The following is a 19,748-nucleotide window of genomic DNA, read 5'->3' as shown; positions in this document are numbered from 1 at the left end:
ACTAGTCAAGGCTCTAGCTTATTATACTCATTCCTCCATAACGATAAAGTAAGCGACCATTGGTCCATTCGAATGGAAATCCTTATGAGTGGTACAGATCAATCGGTAAATACCCGGTTTATCAAACTGAAGGTCAAATACTGTCTCACTCCCCTGTTTAACTACTCCTGCTTTATCGATGCCTTCAATGATAAACGGATGCTCTTTCCCATTTACTCCAAAAATACTGACTTGCAGCAGTTCATCCCCTTTTACAAAGATTGTTCCCGGATCAAAGCGGTAGGTTTCAATCGTTTTCCCGTCTTGAGTTTCTGCTTTAAACTCCCCGGTTACAATCTGTATGGGGCGTACTCCATTCTTCTCTCCGCCTGTAAAGACAGGAATTGAATCTTGAAAAAATGAGCTGCCTGCTAATAATCCTCCAGCAATCAAGATAATCGCGCTCAAGCTGAATATCAGCTTTTTTCCTGAGAAGATAACAGCCTTCACAAAAATCCCTCCCCCCGCTAAACATATGCAGAGAATACATAGAAACTTGTCTGCTTTTTCATAAAATCTAAAAGACAGTGATTACTCACTTTACTTTATAACGAAAACTGCTTATTATAATAGTGAGTAATCACTCACATATAAAGGAGGTTATTTTGTGAAAAAAGCCGTGGAACTACAAAACGTTTCTCACCGGTTCAGTGACAATTGGATTGTTGAAGACATTAACATGACGATTCAACAAGCAGAGATCTTTGGCTTATTAGGTCCTTCAGGGGCCGGTAAAACAACAATAGTTAAAATGATTACCGGGCTCCTAAAACCCGTTAAGGGAAAAGTTTATGTACATGACGAGGAAATGCCCTCCTTAAAACAAATGAAGCGCTACGGATTTATGGCACAATCAGATGCCCTTTATTTAGAACTGACGGCAAACGAGAATTTAAACTTTTTTGCGTCGGTCTATCGTTTAAAGAAAAGCGAAAGAAAAAGAAGAATTCAAGAGGTGATGGAAATTGTAGGGTTGAGCAATCATCTCCACCAAACGGTAGAAACCTATTCAGGTGGAATGAGACGGAGATTATCTTTAGCCGCTGCTTTATTGCATAAGCCAGAACTTATCATTCTAGACGAACCAACTGTAGGGATTGATCCTGTCCTTAGACAATCCATCTGGGAGGGATTGAATCACTTGAAGCAGCAGGGAGTCACCATCATTGTTACCACTCACGTTATGGATGAAGCTGAAAAATGTGATCGTCTGGCCATGCTTAGAGACGGACGAATTATTGCGATGGATACTCCCTTTCAGCTAAAAACAGAAGTCGGTACACAGACGATAGAAGACGTGTTTTTACATTATGGAGGTGGCACAGAATGAACACATGGACGGTTATGCGTCGAATTCTCACACAGTTTCGCCGGGATAAACGGAGCATGGCCTTAATGATTATGGCACCCATACTCGTTTTAACCCTGATGTGGCTGGTACTGGACAGTGAACAAGACGAATTAGATATCGCGATCATTGATGTTCCTGAGCCCATTACGGACCAGTTCTCCGATAAAGACACCCAACTTACCCGCATGACTAAAGAAGGAGCGGAAGAGGAATTATCGAATCAATCATTAGATGCCATAATCGAATGGCAGGATGACAAGCCGGTAATCACAGTAGAAGGCAGTGATCCCAATACTACTTCATCTATCCACAACCTGATCCAGCAATCCTTGAGAAGCCCTGACACTATACAGCCGGAAATCGAGTTTTGGCATGGCTCATCTAATTTAGATTTATTTGATTATATCGGCCCAGTTCTTATCGGATTTTTTGTATTCTTTTTTGTATTTATTGTCGGAGGTGTTTCATTTTTAAGGGAGCGCACACAAGGTACGTTAGAGCGGATTCTTTCCACTCCTTTAAAAAGAAGTGAGCTGGTCATGGGATACCTATCTGGATTCGGTCTTTTCACCATTCTTCAGTCAGTCTTAATCGCTGCCTATTCCATCTATGTTCTAGATGTATTTATGGACGGTAATTTCTTTTATGTTCTCTTAGTAACTTTCTTATTGGCTTTATCCGCACTTAGCCTTGGAACCTTACTTTCAGCTTTTGCAAAAAATGAATTTCAAATGATCCAGTTCATCCCTCTCGTCATCGTTCCACAGGTCTTTTTTTCCGGGCTATTTCCGATTGAAGGGCTGTCAGACTGGCTGCAAGCCATTGGAAAAATCATGCCTCTGACATATGGTGCGGATGCTCTGCGCGGAATTATGCTTCGTGGAGAATCATTTTTAGAATTTCAAACGGATCTGTATGTCCTCTTAGGATTTATCGTGCTCTTCACCGTCCTTAATATAGCAGCCTTGAAGAGGTATAGAAAGCTATAGTAAGATGGTTTCAATAACGAGGGGGATAATATGAAAGATTTCAATGATTTACTCAAGATTCTTGAAGAAAGCGGTACAAAAACAACACCAAAACAAGCCCAGATCTTGCAAGCAGCTGTAGAAATATTTGCTGAAAAAGGCTATGCTTCCTCATCCACTAGTGAAATAGCCAGTAGAGCAGGCGTGGCTGAAGGAACAATTTTTCGCCACTACAAAACCAAAAAGGATTTACTAATTTCGATTGTAACTCCCGTAATGGCGAAATTTACACTTCCTATTTTCGCTTCCCATTTCGTACAGGAAGTGTTCGAAAGGTCATCGGAAAATCTGGAAGAGCTTCTTTATAAGCTCATTAAAAACAGGTTCCATTTTGTGAAAGATAATGCTCCTCTATTAAAAATTGTTCTGCAAGAAGTGGCTTTTCATGATGAACTTAAGACCCAATTTCAGAAAGTTTTTTTAGAGGAAGTATATCCTCGATTTGTAAAAGTGATTGAACATTATAAAAAACAAGGAATGATCGTCGATTTTCCATCACCGTCGATTGTACGAATGGTTATGACGACGGTAATTGGCCTTATTGTTACTCGATTTATTGTAGCTCCACAGCTCGAATGGGATGATGAAAAAGAAATTGAACGAACAGTTCACTTTCTCTTACATGGTCTTTCGTCAGTATAATAAAAAGCCACATAGCGTAAAAATTGCTATGTGGCTTTTATTTAGACAGAAGCTTGTTCGGCTTGCTGGGTTCTGAATAGGTCCGCATAGAACCCGCCTAATTGCAGCAGTTCTTTATGGCTCCCTCTTTCTGTGATCTCTCCGCTTTGAAGAACGAGGATATGATCAGCTGACCGGACTGTATTCAGCCTGTGAGCGATCACGAAACTCGTCCGCCCTTTCATCAGCTTTCTTAAGGCATCGTTGATTTTCATTTCCGTCACTGTATCGATGCTGCTTGTGGCTTCATCTAAAATTAACAAAGCCGGATCGGCAAGCATGGCGCGGGCAATGGACAGCAGCTGTCTCTGCCCGTGGCTGACTCCCTTACCGTCAGAGTCAAGCACCGTATCATACCCCTTCGGGAGCTGCTTAATAAAGTCGTGCGCGTGAGCAGCTTTAGCCGCCTGCTCCACCTCTTCATCCGTCGCCTCCAGACGACCGTAGCGGAGGTTTTCCCTAATGGTAGTATGAAACATCGTTGCGTCCTGTAAAACAACTCCCATCTGGCTCCTTAAGCTGCTGCGGGTAATTTCCCTAATGTCTGTTCCGTCAATGCTAATTGCGCCTTTATCGATTTCATAAAACCTTGAAAGCAGTGAAATGATCGTTGTTTTTCCTGCTCCCGTCGGTCCTACGAGAGCCACGGTATCTCCAGGTTTCGCATGAAAGCTGATATTTTTCAGCGTTTGCTCCCCTTTTTCATAAGAAAAGTCTACGTTCTTAAACTCAATATCTCCGCGAATTCCAGGCAGAGGCTTCGCCTTTTCCTCATCCTGAACTTCTTCTTTTTCATCAATGATTTGAAAAACGCGCTCTGCTCCTGCTACAGCAGAGAGGATCATATTGTACTGATTCGCTAAATCATTGAGCGGCCGCGTAAACTGTCTGGAATACGTCGTAAATGTAACGATCACACCGATAGAAATATATCCATTTAAGGCAAGCAGTCCTCCAGCCCCGACGATAATCGCAAAGCTGACGTTATTTAACATATTCATCAGCTTCGGTATAAAGCCGGAATAGGTCTGCGCCCAGTATCCTGAGGTTCTAAGCGCGTCATTTTTTTCTTCAAAATCCTTCATCACCCGCTCTTCACGGGAGAACATCGAAACAATCATCTGCCCTGAGAACATTTCCTCGACATATCCATTTATATCACCAAGATTCTTCTGCTGGTCCTTAAAATAACGGCCGGTCCTCTTCGTAATCCACTTCATCCCAAAATACATCACAGGAACGATCGTAATCGTAAGGAGCGTAAGCACTGGACTGAGCCACAGCATAATGACTAACGTTCCAAGGATCGTCAGCACACTCGTGACGAACTGTATTACAGCCGTATTCAGAGTCCTGCTCACATTTTCCATGTCATTCGTCAGGCGGCTCATCAGCTCTCCCTGCTGGTATTCCTGATAAAATAGGACAGGCAGCTTCTGCAGGTGAGAAAATAAATGGTTACGCATTTCAAAAACTGTATTTTGAGCAATTCCGATCATCCAGTAATTTTGAAGCCACTGAAATAAAGAGTGAAAAGCATAAACACCGAGGAGAATCCCAAGCATTGTTAGCAGCGTATCAGCTGCAGGGCTGGCAATCACCTGGTCGACAGCCACACCTAATAAATATGGTCCCAGAAGTGAGAGGGCAGAACTTATAAATAGTACGGCGAGGACGCTGTAAAACAGCTTTTTCTCCCGAGACATATACTCCCAGATACGTTTCAGCGTTGTTTGCATATCATCGACTTTAGGCGGCTTCGTACCAATCCCATGGTGGTGATGACGGATCGGTGCACGATTGTTTCTTTCAGCCATTACATCACGTCCTCCTGCTGGGATTGATAAACTTCACGGTAGTACGGGCTTTCCTTAAGCAGTTCCTCATGATCGCCTTCAGCAATCAGTTCTCCCTGATACAGAAGAAGAATTTTATGAGCTTCTTTCAATGAGCTGACCTTCTGGGCAACCAGCAGCACCGTACAGTCCTGCTTTTTCAGAGTCTGAAGCAGCCTTGCCTCTGTATGGGCATCAAGCGCACTCGTGCTGTCATCGAGAATTAAAATTCTCGGTTTCCTTACCAGCGCACGGGCGATAGACAGCCGCTGCTTCTGCCCGCCGGAAAAAGTAACCCCTTTTTGTCCGATTTTCGTATTATACCCATTTGACAGTGTCGTAATAAATGAATGGATTTCAGCCTGTTTCGCTGCTTCGATAATTTCCTCTTCTGTCGCATCTGCTTTCCCCCAGGCAATGTTCTCTTTTACACTTCCGGAAAATAGATGAACTTCCTGAGGAACTAGACTGATCTGCTGCCTGATCGATTTTACATCTAAATCGGAAATCTCATAATCGTCCAGAAAGAGAGAGCCGCTGTCTTTTTCTAACAGTCGGGGAATCAGGTGAAGCAGGGATGTCTTCCCTGAGCCGGTTTCACCTAAAATGCCAATCGTCTGCCCGGCTTCTGCTTTAAACGAAATCTTTTTTAATGTAGGCGCATCAGCCCTCGAGAAGGTTACGTGGTCAAAAGTTATATTTCCCTTTAAAGCAGCTTTGTTCCCGGATTCATTCAGATATGCCGGTGTCCGCTCTTCCAGCACATTTACCACCCGATTGGCGGAAGCATTTCCTCTTGAGAAGACCATGATTAAAAATGAAAAGATGGAGAACGTAAACATAATTCTTGTCGCATAATTTATGATTGCAACCACCTCCCCAGCTTGTGCACTTCCGATGTCCAGCTGGGCTGCCCCTATCCAGAGAAGGATAAGGATAATAACGTTCATTCCAAGCATGATGACAGGCATCGCCAGTTCCATAAGCCACAGTGCACGCTTGTTTTCTTCGAGAAGGGGCCGGTTCACTTGGTCAAACCTCTCTTCTTCATAGGAACCGCGGTTAAATCCTTTGATCAGCCTTATGCGTGATAAGTTTTCCCGAATAACCGTATTTACGCCATCGAGCTTTCTCTGTACATTTTTAAAAAGCTTGACTCCACGCGTTAATACCCAAAACAGAAAAGCTCCTAAGACAGGAACTGCGATGACAAGAAGAGACGCCAGCTGAACATTTACAGTAAAAGCCATAACGAGAGCGAAAATAATAAACAGCGGGGCCCTTAAGGCGATTCTCATCAGCATTAACACTAAATTTTGAATTTGGATGACGTCGTTCGTTATTCTAGTGACTAGATTAGGTGTAGAGTAGGCAAGGAAATTTTCACTTGTAAAAGACTGAACTTTTTTAAAAAGATCACGCCTGAGGTCATGTCCGACCCCCTGACTGACATGTGCGGCAAAATAAGAATTAATGATCCCGGCAGCAAAAGCGAGCAGGGAAAGGCCGACTAAAACTCCGCCCCAGATAGAGACAGTGGTATAGTCTTCCTGCATAATGCCGTCATCAATAATTTTGGCCATTAACAGAGGCTGTACCAGCTCAACTGCTAACTCTATGAGCATAAGTAAAATGGCAATAATAGCGGATAATTTATAGGGAAGAGAATATTGAAAAACCTTTTTCATAAGAGAGCCTCCGATAACTGAAAGTTCCTACTAATTATACTAAATATATAGAAAAAGAGAGAACTCAGAAGTTTCGAGGGATTAAGAGGGAAATAACAGAAGGGCTTTGTTCGTTATATACATTCCAAAGAAGCAAATACCGAGACTCCTTCCTGAAAAACGATGATCCGAGCCCCGCAGAGTGGTTTTCTCGAGGAGGCTCGGGCGTTTGTCCGCAGAAAAGGAGTGTTATTTGCTCCCTTGAGATATCAGAGAAAAGCTTTACTTATCGGCTGGATAGACGATTCCCATTTGCTCGCGTGCCTGCTCGAGAATCTGCGAAGTAATCAGTGAACTTTTATGTGAATTAATATCAGACTGTTTCTCTCCCTTTTCAATAAGGGAAATGAATTCTTTAATCTCATAATACATAGGCGGGAAATCATTCTTCTCGTCCAAATGTTCGGTTGTACCATCGTTATATTGAATATACACGCCCGACGGCTCAGAAATATTAGGAATGATAATCACGCCTTCCTCCCCCTGGATTTCAGAAGGGGTATAAGAATGATTAATTTTTGAGTGCATAATAACAGCTTCCATTTCTTCATAAGCTGCCAAAACACTTCCTTCTCCATCAACTCCTGACTCTAATCGAATTCCGTTTGCCTTAATGTTCTGAGGGCTGCCAAACAGAACGACCATCGGATAGATTCCGTAAACGCCAAGGTCCATTAGAGATCCGTTGGAGAATTTAGGATTAAATGCGTTAAGCACTGTACCTTCTCTATAAGAGTCATAGCGGGAAGAATACTTACAGAAGCTGCCAACATAACGTCTCACTTTTCCAATCTTATGGAGGTTCTCTTTAATGCTCAAGAAGCCTGGCATAAGCGTTGACTTCACAGCTTCCATAAAGACGACACCGTGCTGCTGTGCTGCCGCTATCATTTGAGCAGCTTCCTGTTCATTAGAGGCAAGCGGTTTCTCACATAGCACATGCTTTCCGTGAGCCATAGCTAAAACGGCCTGTTCCACGTGAAAAGAATTGGGGCTGGCTATATATACGGCATCGATTTCATCTGACTGAACAAGTGCTTCCAGGGAAGTAAACGTAAGCGGCGCCCCATACTCCCCGGCAAATTCTCCTGCCCTTTCTTCCGTTCGGGAATAGACCCCTCTTAATTCAAAACTCTCTAAATGGCTGCCTGCTTCAATCATAAGTTTCGTGATAAAATTTGTACCAATAGTTCCAAAACGAATCATATGTATAAAATCTCCTTATCCTTAGTTTTCTTTTTATTATAACAGGCTTAAGTTATGTACAAAGTACCGAGAGCATCTTCGGTACTTCTATTTTTTCTTCATTTGCTTCCATCCTATTTTCGCCAATACTTTCTGACCTTCTTTGGAAGGGTGGACATCCCCCGGGATTATATATTCGGGATGGTCTCTAAACGCATGATACGCGTCCACATGCTTTATATTTGTAAAGTGACTTAGAAGTTCAATTAGAGAGCTGTACTGCTTATTGATGAGCTCTAAAGGCTCTTCCAAGGCCTCCCCCTGCTCAGGGTAAGGATTATATAAGTTATAAACTAGAATTTCACCTTCCGTTAACTGATCCAGTTCAACTGCTATCGAATAGACGTTATAGAGAAGGTTGCGGACGACGTAAGCGACCTCGTCCATCTTCACTCCATTAAGACCTTTATGCTTCTTCAGCAAGTTCAGCAGGTCATTTCCGCCTATATATAAAATGACGTAGTCTGCTTCTTTCAATGTTTCTCTAAAGAGCTCATTTTCCCGAACAGCCAGAAGCATTTCTTTTGATGTCAGGCCGGGGATACTTAAATTTGTAACCTCGAGGTTCCCTTTGCCTCCAATTAAATACGGAAAAGCCTGGCCTGGAGGACTGGTATTTTCTTCTTTTAAGTTATACCCATAAGGGATAGAATCACCAATCGCTACAAGCTGCTTTGGAGATTGGGCATGCAGAGAAGAAGGATAAAATATATTGATGAGAAAGAGGAAGCATAGAAGGGTACACACATTTTTCAATTCTATAAACTCCCTTCTAAGCATTTAGATATCTTTTCTTTAGCATTCCAGGTTCCGTCTGAATTCAATCACAGTTATTTCTTCCATTTTCATAAAAGAACTGTCCGCTATAAAAAGAAAGGGGGGTCGCTCGCTTTCCAATCAGCTCCAGTGCTGCTTAAAAGCGAGCGGGTCCTCTACACACGAAAATCAGTACTAAAAAAGACGCAGGTGGTTATCCTGCATCTTTAAAATTACTTGGTTATAAAAAGCTGGGTCCAGTAATGGCCGTTTTCTACATATCCAACACCGATTTCTTTTAAGTTTGGATCTAAAATATTTCTGCGGTGGGAAGGGCTGTTCATCCAGCCATCAACCACTTCTTCTGGTGTTTGGATTCCATAGGCAATGTTTTCTGCAGCGCGCTGGAAATCAACATTTTGACTCTGAAGCATTTGAATCGGACTTCCATAAGTCGGGGATGAGTGGGCAAAGTAATTGTTCTTTGCCATATCTTCAGACTTCATTTGGGCGACTTCAGCTACCTGCTGATTGATGCTTAAAGGTTCCAACCCTTGAGATTCCCGGGCTTCGTTCGTCAGTTCAATCACATGTTCCTCAGCTTCGCTTAATACCTGCTGCCCCTGGTTGTCTCTTTCTACACGCTGGTTTGCATTAGGCTCTTCAATGCCTCGTTCACCTCGCGGCAGAATCGGTCCTCTTCCTTCATCAGGAAAGTTATTTCCTCTCAAGTACATATCTTCTACAACTCGTTTATCCCCTACATCTTTATTTCCAAAAGATACTCGATTGTAATCATAAGTTTCTCTATCTAATGTTTCATTAGTGTTAGTACCACATGCAGCGAGCATCATGACGATCAGGATGCCGATGCTGACTATAACTTTTTTCAATGAACCTGCCTCCCAATTAAATAATATTCTCCTTTATAATTTGCTCGTTCTAAAGGAAAATACCTTGTAAAACAAGGAAAGAAGCAGGAAGCTCGGAATAAACATATATGTTTCGAGAGATTCTTGGAGACAGGACTTTTGTCATAAAAAAATACCTTCCTCCTATGTTGAAATAGAGGAAAAGCATTTTTTTAGTTCATCGTGGAGCGAATAACGCGAGACTCCTGCGCAAAAACCAATGAACCGTGGCGCCGCCGCGTGGTTTCGCGAGGAGGCCCGGGCTTTCGACCGCTAAAAGCGAGTGTTTTCGTCCTAAGATGAAGAATATGATTAATAAAGACCTATATTAGCTGAGAAGCCGCTATGATTAGCGGCTTCTTAATTAAAGCAGATTCTCCTGGAGTCTAAAGGATACAACTTTCGCTTCTGTCATCGCTTCAATGGCATATCGAATACCTTCCCTGCCTACACCTGAGCCTTTTGTTCCTCCAAATGGCATCGCATCAATCCGGTAGTCACTGCTATCATTAATCATAATTCCACCCACGTTCATATGCTTGATCGCATAAAAAGCCTGATTAATTTCATTTGTGAATATTCCGGCTTGAAGTCCATAATTTACGTCATTTGATTTCTCTACAGCTTCATAAAGGGAATCAATCGGATAAATAAGGACCACAGGACCAAAAATTTCTTCTTTTGCGATCTTCGCTTCAGCAGGAACGTTCGTTAACACCGTGGGTGCGTAAAAAGCACCTTCTCTATGTCCTCCCGCTTTGATGATCGCTCCTTTACTGACCGCTTCGTTCACCCATTCCTCGACACGTTTAGCTTCCTGTTCATTAATTAAAGGTCCGATGTCCGTCCATTCATCCATCTTATCTCCGACTCTCAGCTCTGTCGTACGGTTAATAAAAGTATTAAGAAACTGTGGATATATCGACCTTTCAACATAAATGCGCTGAACACCGAGACAGTTTTGGCCGACTGCGGAGAAAGCTCCTGAAACCGTCGATTGGACAGCGTCGTGCAAATCAGCATCCTGTAAAACAATCACCGGCGAATTAGAACCGAGCTCCATGCAGACCTTCTTCGCTCCAGCTTTCTGAGTGATCTTTTCTCCAGCAGAAGATCCTCCTGTAAACGAGATCATCTGTACGGCAGGATGAGTAACAAGAGTATCTCCTAACTCTCTTCCTGAGCCTGTAACCACTGATAAGAACCCTTCAGGAAGGCCTGCTTCCACAAAAGCTTCCGCCAGCTTCAATGCACTAAGCGGTGTAACCGAGGCCGGTTTTAAGACGACGGCGTTTCCTGATGCTATCGCTGGCCCGATTTTATGTGCCACCATATTTAATGGGTCGTTAAACGGTGTAACCGCCCCGACCACTCCAACTGGAAAACGGTAGTAATAGCCTACTCTGTTCTCACTGCCTTCATTCTGGTCAAAGTTGATCGTCTCACCATTGATTCTTCTCGCTTCTTCCGCGCTGATCTGAATAGTCTGGGCCGCTCTTTTTACTTCACCGCGGGCTTCATTGATCGTTTTGCTTCCTTCTGTTGCAATAACTTGCGCGAAATCTTCCGCATGGTCCCTCATATATTGAGCGACTCGATTAAGGATGTTCATACGTTCGTGAACCGGCCACACTTTAGTCGTGCGATACGTTCGTTCCGCAGCCTCTATCGCTTCTCTCATCTGCTCTTTAGAAGCTGAAGGGACACGCGCAATCAGCGAGTTATCCTGAGGGTTGCGTACTTCAAAAGTTTTATCGCTGCTTATCCATTTTCCTCCGACTAACATCTTCATCGACTGTACCTTCGTATGCATCGGATCACCTCATCTTAATTAATTTTGGCGAGCTTATTTGTTTTTTGAAAATGAATCAAATCAATCAGTAAGGAAAATCCCGTTTCTTTGAGGCCTGCTCCTGCACCGGTTAGCAGAATAGGACCCGCCAAATCACACTGATAGAGGATTGCGTTCGTCGGTCCTGATACGCTTGCTAAGGGATCTGACGCATCAATACATTCTGGCTTAACGGATGCTGTCACTTCTCCCTTTTCCTTCTTAATGGTCGCCAGCAGCTTCCACCTTTTTCCTTGCTTAATGGCTGCCTGGACCTGTTCCTGGCTCATTTTCGTAATTCCTTCACATTCAACCTCCGTATGAGGCAGCGGCACCCCCATAATGTAATTAGAAAGGATTGCTGTTTTGTAGCGGGCGTCGTACCCTTCCACATCACTCGTAGGGTCCGCTTCTGCGTATCCCAGCTTCTGAGCTTTAGAAAGCGCTCCCTCATAAGACTGTCCTTTTTCCATCTCGGTCAAAATATAGTTGGTGGTGCCGTTTAAAATCCCGCGGATTTCGGTAATTTCGTTTCCGGCTAATGTCTCTATCGGCATTCTTAATGCCGGTGTTCCGCTCATTACCGTTCCTTCGAAGCCGAAAAAGACTCCGTTTTGTTCAGCCAGCTCAGCCAGCTCCCGATACGCCAAAGCCACTGGCCCTTTATTTGTCGTGACAACGCTCTTGTAGTGTTCAAAAGCTGTCCGGCAGTGAGTAATAGCCGGTTCGCCTGTTTTTACATCCGTAAAAGTAACTTCAACAATCACATCCGCGTTGGTTTGAATGATCGTATCGATACTGCTTAGTCCTGTAATGACGTTTGAGCCTCCTGTGTAGGCTTCGACAGTACCATCTTTCCTGACTGCTTCAAGCAGCTTCTCGATATCAAGTCCTTCAGGATCATAAATCGAGCCTTTCATCATGTCCGCCACTGCCACCACTTTTGCATCAAGTCCGTAAGATTCCAGAAGGCTCTCTTTTCGTTCCATGAGAATTTCAGCGAGCGCCTGGCCTACCCCTCCAAAGCCTACAAATGCAATATTTGTCGTCATAATCCCCCTCCTTCGTTTGATAACAGAATCTCTGCACTCTTTAAAAGTATGTGAACCCCATCTTCCATCGCCGCTTCATCGAGGTTGAACTTTGGATGATGAAGACCGTATCCTTCATTAAGACCGCAGCCAAGAAAGAACATCGAACCGTTTAAACGATTCGTCATATAACTGAAATCTTCACTGCCCATTCCAAAAGGCTCCTCCACCTGCTGAAAGCCCTTAGCCGCTCTTCTAATTACTTGATTCAGGGATGGATCATTATTTAAGGCCGGCTCTCCTTTTTGGATGTGAAGGTCATATTCGCCGCCTAACGCTTTAACAATCGCCGCGGCCTGTTCCACTTCTCTGACCAGCTGCTTCCGAACCGATTCTACATAGGATCGTAACGTTCCTTTGATCGTAACAGCATCTGGAATGACGTTATTGGCTTCTCCTCCTTGAATCTGCCCAATACTGACCGCGCTTACCATCAGAGGATCAACTTTTCGGCCATTTAAGCTGTAGAGGGCCTGTAGAACAAAGCTGCTCATCCAGATGGGATCTTTCGTTTCATGAGGGTATCCCCCATGACCTCCGCTGCCTCTAATCATCAGTTCAAACTCATCGTTATTGGCCATGCTGGGCCCATCGTGAATTTGGATCGTCCCTCTTTTTCTCCAAGGACACATATGCAGCGCAATTACAGCATCTATATCATCCAGGCTGCCAGAGTTCAGCATCTTCACAGCCCCTGTTTCCCCTGAGCTGTCACAGCTTTCCTCAGCAGGCTGAAAAATTAGTTTTATCGTTCCCTTTAGTCCGCCTGACTGATAGCTTTCGGCGAGAACCTTTGCTGTACCTAATAAAATCGCGGTATGAGCATCGTGACCGCAGGCGTGCATGATGCCTGAAGTTCTTGAAACATATTCATGGGAAGCCTGCTCTCCAATCGGCAGGGCATCCATATCCGCTCTAAAACCGATCACAGGCCCCTCCCCAAGTGAAAGAGTGGCAACAACGCCATATCCCCCTACTCCTGTTTGAATGTCAAAGACTTTAAATCCTCTTAACACTTCGGCCACTTTTTCACTCGTTAATTTTTCTTGAAAGCTTAGTTCAGGATATTTATGAAAATGCCGCCTCCACGCGATTAACTGAGAAAGCAGGCTGCCCGCTGCTTTTTCCATTATTTTCACAGCTTCTTCTCTAGCCCTGCAGTACTGCCGCAGGAAGCGATTTAAAAGCTTGCGCCAAATCCTGTTTTAAGTCCTCAATATCTTCAATACCTGCAGAATAGCGAATCAGTCCTTCAGGTATGCCCATCGCCGCACGCTCAGCAGGCGTACATTCTACGTGGCTGGTCGTACGTGCAGGCCCTACAACAGTTTCCACACTTCCAAGGTTGGCTGCACGGTTGGCGTACTTCAGCTTAGGAAGCAGGTGACGGACTGTATCAACGCCGCCTTTTACCGAAAAGCTAAGCATGCCGCCGAATCCTTTCATTTGTTCTTTCGCAATGCCGTGGCCCGGATGTTCCGGCAGACCAGGATAATTAACGCCTTCAACAAGATCAAACTGTTTTAAAAACTCAGCGATTTCCTGAGCATTTTGGTTTTGTTTTTCAATACGCAGCTGCAATGTTTTCATTCCACGAAGCAGAAGGTACGCTGCCATCGGATCCAGAGTCGCTCCATTGATTTCTCTGTAGTGATACACCTGTTCTACAAGATCCTTGCTTCCGCAAAGCACGCCTCCTAAAGCATCTGCATGACCGCCAAGAAACTTGGTCGCACTGTGAATGACCAAATCTACTCCTAACTCGATCGGGTTTTGGTTAACTGGAGTTGCAAACGTATTATCAACGACTACTGTGGCTCCTACAGCTTTACCAGCCTGCGCCATCCGTTTAATGTCGGTAATTTTTACAGTTGGGTTAGTTGGACTTTCTAAATATAAAACTTTACAGCCTTTTGCGACTTCACGTTCGATCGCTTCATGATCCCCTGTATCACAGAGAACGACATCGATTTGCTGCTTCGGAAGAAATTCCGTAAAAATTTTATTCGTCCCGCCGTAAGTGTCTTTGATGGATACGATCCGATCTCCCGGATGAAGCAATGTGCCCAGTGTATTGCTGATCGCCGCCATTCCTGTAGAGAAACTGGTCGCTGCTTCGGCTCCTTCTAAAATCCTTACTTTTTCTTCAAAAGCCCCGACCGTAGGGTTCGTGTTTCGGCCGTATATGTGTCCCTCTTTATTTCCAATCGCCACTTCATACCATTCATCCATATCGTCATACCCAAAGGAAACACTGTGGACCACCGGTACTTGTGTAGCTCCAAAAGCAAGTGCGTCTTTTTCTCCAGCCCAAATGGATTTTGTAGCAAATTTAGCGTCTTTCATGAATATCTTCCTCCTTGTATTCCAGTAATTGAAACGCATAGCGAGCGATCACGGTATCCTGAACACCCGTTCCAGTTAAATCGCAAATCGTGATCTGATCCTCGCTTGAGCGGCCCGGCTTATGGCCTGACGTAATGTCGCCAAGCTCCACTGCAGAATGGACCAGTTTGTCATTTTGTAAATTTCTAAGTTCGCCCAGTCTCTTCGACTGCTCAATCGTGTCGCAGACAAAGAGATCGGATGCTTCGATGGCTCTTTCGTCAAGTTCTTTTTTATGCTCCGCATCTGAACCCATAGCCGTGACATGAACACCGGGCGACAGCCAGTCCCCATTCACGATAGGTTCAGTAGATGGGGTCGTCGTCACAACAATATCGCTGTTTCTAACGACATCTTCAGGTTCAAGAGCCACGTGCACAGGAATCCCGAGCTCACCTTCCATATCTGTTTTAAACCTCTCCGTCTTCTCTTTGCTTCTACCATACACAAAAGCTTTTTCAATTGGGCGCACAGCCAGCAGCGCCTGCAGCTGATAGCGAGCCTGAGATCCTGTTCCGATGATGCCAGCCACCCGGCTGTTCTGGCGGCTGAGATGCCCGGCTGCGACAGCTCCGGCAGCAGCCGTCCTTAAGTCCGTCAGCAGCCCATTATCGGCAAAAATTGCTTGTGGTTCTCCCGTCTTTGAATTCAGCAGGATCATCATTCCATTAGCACTCGGTAATCCGATCTTAGGATTATTAAAAAACCCCGAAGAGAGTTTGACAGCAAAACTGTCAACTCCCTCTATATAGGCTGATTTAATATCAACTTCCCCGTTATGCTCGGGCATATCTATCCTCATGATAGGAGGCATCGTCACTCGTTTCGTCGATAATGCCGTAAATGCTGTTTCCACTTCCTGTATAAGACGTGTATCCAGACGAATCACACGCTCGATTTCATCTCTGTTATATAATTGAATGATCATCGCCCCCTTAACTGATTTGATCGCCGCTGTTTACCTCGAAAATTGACGGCTCCCTTTTCACAATTAGCTCCTGCGGGTAATTCGTGAACCGTTCACAGCCGGTCTCGGTTACTCGGAAGGTTTCGCTGATCTCAATACCGTCATAATCAAACCAGAGAGCCGGTATTAAATGAAACGTCATATTCGGCTGGAGTACGGTAAAGTCGCCTTTTCTGATACTCGCCGTATGTTCGCCCCAGTCCGGCGGATAATTTAAGCCGACAGAGTATCCAAGCCTCGACTCTTTCTCAAATCCATGCTTTTTGATCGATTTTCTCCAAACTTCTTCAAGGTCACTGCAGGTTACACCAGGTTTTGCTGCTGATAAAACATTCTCAATGCCTTCTAAAACAACCGGTGCTAAAACCTGAAGCTTTTCACTCGGTTCTCCAATCGATACTGTCCGCGCAAGCGGCACATGGTAGCGTTTAAAGCAGCCCGCCAGTTCGACAATGACCGGGCTTCCTTCTACAAAAGGACGGTCTGACCATGTCAAGTGAGGAATAGATGTATGATCGCCAGTGGGCAGCAATGGAACGATGGAAGGGTAATCTCCGCCGAATTCCGGTGTTCCTTTTACAAGCTGGTAATAAATCTCTGCTGCCGTATCACATTCGCGATGCCCGGCTCTTATGCTTTCTATCCCTTTGCTCATCGCCAGATCAGCAATGACCGCTGCTTTTTTCATATATTCAATTTCCTGGTCTGACTTCACCATTCTGACGTAGTTGACAAGGAGTGATGCATCTTGAAATTTGGCGTTTGGAAGTCCTTTTTTCAATCGTTCTAACGCCATTCCCGTAAAGTAATAATGGTCCATTTCCACACCAACCGTCCGGTTGCCCTGCCCGATTTGTGTTAAGATTTCCGAAATAAAATCCATAGGGTGATGTGTGTTGGAATGAACGTAATAATCAGGGTAAGCAATCACATTTTCTTCATAGATCCAGGTGGTCGCCCGAGCGCCATTCGCATCCTGAAGCCGGCCGATCCAAATGGGCTGCGGTTCATCGATTACGATCACAAGCATCTGATGAACATAAAAAGACCAAGCGTCATATCCTGATAAATAATTCATGTTCGCAGGGTCTGTAATAAGCAAAACCTCAATCCCCTTATCGGCCATCCTTCTTTTCGTATCTTGTAAGCGCTGGTGATATTCTAAAATATCAAATGGCAGTACCATACGATCCCTCCCCCATTATCTGAATATTATTTATTTATAGTTCCATTCTATTCATTCGTATTTTTCTATGTAATGTAAAAAGTGTATGAAGTTTTTTCCGTATCTTTTATACAATAATGCCGTTGAAAAAGAGGAACGTGCCCGCGTTGCGGGTTCTGCAAAAATCCGGACTAACCTTCGACATTTTAAAACCCTATAGTGGACAAAAATCGTCAAAAAAAGATCACAGTACTTCACACTGTGATCTGTAAATAAGTATTAAGTTAAGTTTTGGCTAATAAACCGGTGTGTTATTGATTTTAATTTTCCCCAAACATAAAGGTTCGGTGGTGGTATGATATCGAAAAAGCCAGGCCGGCGGCGACTAGAAAGGCCAGCAGTGAACTTCCTCCATAGCTGATATACGGGAGTGGAATTCCGGTAATCGGAAGGAGCTGAATCGACATCCCTATGTTCTGAAACACGTGGAAGGACACCATACAAATAAGCCCTACCATTACATAAGAGCTGAACTTATGATTCGCCCTCGAGGCAATTGTAGTCAGCCTGTAGATAAATAAGAAAAAGGCCAGTAATACAATACAGCTCCCGATAAAGCCGTATTCTTCCCCAATAATACTGAAAATGAAATCGGTATGGCTTTCTGGTAAGTATACTTCCCTGTCACCCGCTCCTTTTCCATACATTTGTCCTGATCCGATCGCTCTCATCGCCCGTATAAGCTGGAAACCTTCAGAGGAACTGTACTGCTGAGGGTTCAGCCAGGCATAAATACGTCCAAGCTGATATGGTTTAACCCCTAAGTATTGATCGAGAATCTGAGGAAATTGTAGAGCAAGCCAGATGATAGCCGTTCCAACAACTCCAATTGAGCCAAATATCGGCAGGATAACACGCCACCTGACGCCGGCAATCACGATCATCCCTGCCATAATCGCTATAAAAACTAAACTTGTTCCTAAGTCGGGCTGCTGCATAATTAATAGCAGCGGCAATAAGGTTAAGCCGACAATTTTCCCAAGCAGAATAAAATCGTTTTTTATATCCTTTACCCGCGCCCTTTCGTTGTGATTAGTCACAACATTCGCTAGTAACAAAATAGTGATAACCTTCATAAACTCGGAAGGCTGAATCGTCCCTAAACCCGGCAGCACAAACCAGCTCTTCTGCCCTTTAATAATCGGGGCGATAGAAGGCGGGGCGATAACTAAAGCCAGCAAAACGATTAGACCTGCTATATAAAGAGGCCAGCTGATTTTTTTATAAAAATCAGGCTCAAAATACAGCATCACACCTATAATCGCAAAGCCTACAATATACCAGACAAGCTGCCTGACCATGAAGTTGTCATTATATTGAGGACTTTGCTGAGCACTATATAAAGCAATACTACTAATAGTTAAAAATAAGCAAAGCGTAAAAAACAGCTTCCAGTCGAAGCGTTCTTCAAAATTCGTCATATTTCCTTCCCCCTTTCCAGGGATTCACGCCTTTCATTTAATCATATCTTTGTACCAAAGAGAAGAAGGAATAACTACCCTTTTACGATCTTTGATTCATTAAGATATTTTACCATATTGATAGAAGAGAGGCAGAGTATTAAATGTAATTGACTCTCCTTGATTTAAAATAGATATGTTACCATAATAAGGTACATATTTCCATATGTGCGGGGTTATCTATGAACACAGAGCGGCTAACTTCCATCTATAGACTCTGGATCCAGTTTAATGTACAGTCATCTATCAGCAAACATTGCTGCAGACCCTGAAAACCTTGAATTAGCTTCCGTGGCCAATAAAGATCAGCCTAATCTAAGCTTACTTCTGGGAAGCGTCCACCCCCCTATTGCTTCAAGAGTTCACGCTCCCCGACCGCTATCCGAGCGTAACTTCACAGCCGAAAAAGCCTTTGCCTCCCTCAAAGATATTTGCCGGGTTTATCGATATGAAATCCAACTCCTTCTTAAAAATAAACGTGTTCAGATAAATAAAGTGAGACGACACGGCGGCTGGTTTACGTGAGAGCTGGGCAAAAAATAAAACGAAAACTCGTTCCTATCGTATGCATACTAAGGAAGCCTTTTAAAAAAAGAGTCGAGTGAAAAGGAAGGGTTATGATGAAAGGTTTACTCGTGTTTTTGATTAGTTTCATCGTTCTATATTCAGTTTTCCAGTCAGCCTCTGGTTTGTTATTGACGGCTTTACATATATCGGAAGCTTTCGGGATGACTTCATTCATAGAATTTGGGTATATCAACTATATTCCATTTGCTGTTTCCCTGCTCTCAGCCGTTCTCGCTTATGTATTTTCCAGCATCACACGTATGCATAAGGCAGCTGCAAATGTAGAATTAATTCCTAAAGGAGGTTAACTAGTGGAACGTCAGAAAGTTAACGGAGTGAAGGCAGACAAGCAAACACGCTGCGCTCACTACCATACAGAAATTGATGTGATAGCTATTAAGTTTTATTGCTGTAAAGAGTATTATGCCTGTTATTACTGCCACGAGGAACTCGCGGACCACCCTCCTTCAAAATGGCCGGAAGAGCAATTCGAATCTAAAGCCATTTTATGTGGAAACTGCCAGACCGAATTGACGATCCAGGAGTATATGTCAGTGTCCCGCTGCCCTTCCTGTCATCATTCTTTTAATGAAAGATGCAGCCTCCACTACCCTCTATATTTTGATATGAAATCAAGCAGCAGATGATC

19 protein-coding genes are annotated in these 19,748 nt (G+C 43.9%); 6 read left to right on the top strand and 13 right to left on the bottom strand.

All coding sequences use genetic code 11. The features are described from left to right. Positions 1–27: 27 nt before the first annotated feature. A complete protein-coding gene (locus tag HUS26_RS17695) occupies positions 28–489 on the bottom strand; it encodes a hypothetical protein (RefSeq protein WP_173918356.1) in 462 nt (153 codons plus the stop codon). Positions 490–646: 157 nt separating this feature from the next. On the opposite strand from HUS26_RS17695, the gene HUS26_RS17690 reads away from it, so the two are divergent. The 3 genes from HUS26_RS17690 to HUS26_RS17680 are packed head-to-tail and all read left to right on the top strand — an operon-like array spanning position 647 to position 3,060. Further along, complete coding sequence (locus tag HUS26_RS17690) at positions 647–1,369, top strand: ABC transporter ATP-binding protein (protein ID WP_254434235.1); 723 nt, start codon at positions 647–649, stop codon at positions 1,367–1,369. Beyond that, positions 1,366–2,379 carry an ABC transporter permease gene (locus tag HUS26_RS17685; protein WP_173918355.1) on the top strand — a complete coding sequence of 338 codons (1,014 nt, stop codon included), beginning with the start codon at positions 1,366–1,368 and terminating at the stop codon, positions 2,377–2,379. The genes HUS26_RS17690 and HUS26_RS17685 overlap by 4 nt, the downstream gene beginning before the upstream one ends. Positions 2,380–2,409: 30 nt before the next feature. Continuing rightward, entirely contained in the window at positions 2,410–3,060 is a 651-nt protein-coding gene (locus HUS26_RS17680) for a TetR/AcrR family transcriptional regulator (protein WP_173918354.1), read from the top strand. A 41-nt stretch (positions 3,061–3,101) separates the two neighbouring features. Here the strand turns inward: HUS26_RS17680 and HUS26_RS17675 are convergent, their stop codons facing one another. The 12 genes from HUS26_RS17675 to HUS26_RS17620 form a co-directional block, all read right to left on the bottom strand. Continuing rightward, the gene (locus HUS26_RS17675; protein WP_173918353.1) at positions 3,102–4,916 is read right to left on the bottom strand and encodes an ABC transporter ATP-binding protein; all 1,815 of its coding nucleotides are present in this window, start codon (positions 4,914–4,916) and stop codon (positions 3,102–3,104) included. Beyond that, positions 4,916–6,622, bottom strand: coding sequence for an ABC transporter ATP-binding protein (locus tag HUS26_RS17670; RefSeq protein WP_173918352.1), 1,707 nt, complete (start codon positions 6,620–6,622; stop codon positions 4,916–4,918). The genes HUS26_RS17675 and HUS26_RS17670 overlap by 1 nt, the downstream gene beginning before the upstream one ends. A 261-nt stretch (positions 6,623–6,883) precedes the next feature. After that, positions 6,884–7,867, bottom strand: a complete 984-nt coding sequence (locus HUS26_RS17665) for a Gfo/Idh/MocA family protein (protein WP_173918351.1) — start codon at positions 7,865–7,867, stop codon at positions 6,884–6,886. 87 nt (positions 7,868–7,954) lie between these two features. Further along, the gene (locus tag HUS26_RS17660) at positions 7,955–8,653 is read right to left on the bottom strand and encodes an SGNH/GDSL hydrolase family protein (protein WP_254434310.1); all 699 of its coding nucleotides are present in this window, start codon (positions 8,651–8,653) and stop codon (positions 7,955–7,957) included. A 242-nt stretch (positions 8,654–8,895) separates the two neighbouring features. Then, a complete protein-coding gene (locus HUS26_RS17655; protein ID WP_173918349.1) occupies positions 8,896–9,555 on the bottom strand; it encodes a CAP domain-containing protein in 660 nt (219 codons plus the stop codon). A gap of 382 nt (positions 9,556–9,937) precedes the next feature. Then, positions 9,938–11,386: an aldehyde dehydrogenase family protein gene (locus HUS26_RS17650; protein ID WP_173918348.1), complete on the bottom strand. Its 1,449-nt coding sequence runs from the start codon at positions 11,384–11,386 to the stop codon at positions 9,938–9,940. 14 nt (positions 11,387–11,400) lie between these two features. After that, entirely contained in the window at positions 11,401–12,456 is a 1,056-nt protein-coding gene (locus HUS26_RS17645; RefSeq protein WP_173918347.1) for a homoserine dehydrogenase, read from the bottom strand. Then, positions 12,453–13,625 carry a M20 family metallopeptidase gene (locus HUS26_RS17640; RefSeq protein ID WP_173918899.1) on the bottom strand — a complete coding sequence of 391 codons (1,173 nt, stop codon included), beginning with the start codon at positions 13,623–13,625 and terminating at the stop codon, positions 12,453–12,455. The genes HUS26_RS17645 and HUS26_RS17640 overlap by 4 nt, the downstream gene beginning before the upstream one ends. A 19-nt stretch (positions 13,626–13,644) precedes the next feature. Next, positions 13,645–14,841, bottom strand: coding sequence for a cystathionine gamma-synthase family protein (locus HUS26_RS17635; protein WP_173918346.1), 1,197 nt, complete (start codon positions 14,839–14,841; stop codon positions 13,645–13,647). Continuing rightward, positions 14,828–15,808, bottom strand: a complete 981-nt coding sequence (locus tag HUS26_RS17630) for a cyclodeaminase (RefSeq protein WP_173918345.1) — start codon at positions 15,806–15,808, stop codon at positions 14,828–14,830. Before HUS26_RS17630 ends, HUS26_RS17635 begins: the two co-directional genes overlap by 14 nt. A 7-nt stretch (positions 15,809–15,815) precedes the next feature. Continuing rightward, positions 15,816–17,033: a M24 family metallopeptidase gene (locus HUS26_RS17625; RefSeq protein WP_173918344.1), complete on the bottom strand. Its 1,218-nt coding sequence runs from the start codon at positions 17,031–17,033 to the stop codon at positions 15,816–15,818. A gap of 299 nt (positions 17,034–17,332) precedes the next feature. Next, entirely contained in the window at positions 17,333–18,493 is a 1,161-nt protein-coding gene (locus tag HUS26_RS17620; RefSeq protein WP_173918343.1) for an FtsW/RodA/SpoVE family cell cycle protein, read from the bottom strand. 249 nt (positions 18,494–18,742) lie between these two features. On the opposite strand from HUS26_RS17620, the gene HUS26_RS17615 reads away from it, so the two are divergent. From HUS26_RS17615 to HUS26_RS17605, 3 genes are all read left to right on the top strand, one after another. Next, the gene (locus HUS26_RS17615; protein WP_256371084.1) at positions 18,743–19,057 is read left to right on the top strand and encodes a DUF2332 family protein; all 315 of its coding nucleotides are present in this window, start codon (positions 18,743–18,745) and stop codon (positions 19,055–19,057) included. Between the two features lie 95 nt (positions 19,058–19,152). Further along, positions 19,153–19,407, top strand: a complete 255-nt coding sequence (locus HUS26_RS17610; RefSeq protein WP_173918341.1) for a hypothetical protein — start codon at positions 19,153–19,155, stop codon at positions 19,405–19,407. A gap of 3 nt (positions 19,408–19,410) precedes the next feature. Continuing rightward, positions 19,411–19,746 carry a CHY zinc finger protein gene (locus HUS26_RS17605; RefSeq protein WP_173918340.1) on the top strand — a complete coding sequence of 112 codons (336 nt, stop codon included), beginning with the start codon at positions 19,411–19,413 and terminating at the stop codon, positions 19,744–19,746. Positions 19,747–19,748: the final 2 nt, after the last annotated feature.

Source organism: Halobacillus sp. Marseille-Q1614 (assembly GCF_902809865.1).
In the GTDB taxonomy this organism is placed as follows: domain Bacteria; phylum Bacillota; class Bacilli; order Bacillales; family Halobacillaceae; genus Halobacillus_A.
This window is presented reverse-complemented; position numbering and strand designations above follow the sequence as displayed.